The organism is Bergeyella anatis, from assembly GCF_036016955.1.
Taxonomy (GTDB): domain Bacteria; phylum Bacteroidota; class Bacteroidia; order Flavobacteriales; family Weeksellaceae; genus JAYWXI01.
In genome coordinates this window covers 1-599 of the sequence record NZ_JAYWXI010000098.1, presented here as the reverse complement: position 1 = coordinate 599, position 599 = coordinate 1, and the positions used below count along the sequence as shown (strand labels likewise).

The window sequence follows — 599 nt, the reverse complement described above, 5'->3', positions numbered from 1 at the left end:
TTAGAAATGATTCGCTATCTATCCAAAGTTTTAGAAGAAACAAGGAACTATATCCTTGAAAGAGGATTTAATGACAAACAGGAGGAAATTCATTTCTTCAGAAACATCAAACCTCATATTTATGGAAAGTTGATGTACTACAATCGTATTTACAAAATGGAAATCATTCGTCCTACTACAAAAGGAAAAATTTATGAAGATTATTTCACTAAAGAAAAAAAAAGACTAAAAAGTAGGCACAATCATTTTTTGAAAACCAATGCGTTTTATACTTATTATTATTCAGGGAGAACGGATGAAGACCACAAATATTTTTTAAGGTCTTCTTTTCTTTTTCAAGAAGGGTTAGAAAATCACGCTTTTGATTTAGATCGACGGTTTTCAACTTACTATGATTATTTAACGGCTCGAATTATTGGCAGAGAGTTATTTTACGAATACCTTCACTTTCGCACAACCACGCAATTTGATAAAATCGCCAACGAAAACCATCGTCCGATTCATTGGACGGAAAGTAAAGCCGCTTTAGTTGAACTCCTCTATGCTCTTCACGCTGCAAAAGCCATCTCAAGTGGACAAATTAGTTTAAATAAAATCGC

The 599-nt window shown here is 33.1% G+C and carries 1 protein-coding gene; it reads left to right on the top strand.

What is annotated here, in order from left to right; genetic code table 11:
* Positions 1-6: 6 nt before the first annotated feature.
* Positions 7-599, top strand: a 593-nt coding sequence (locus tag VQ048_RS12420; protein WP_327611955.1) for an RteC domain-containing protein, incomplete at its 3' end; no start/stop codon positions are given.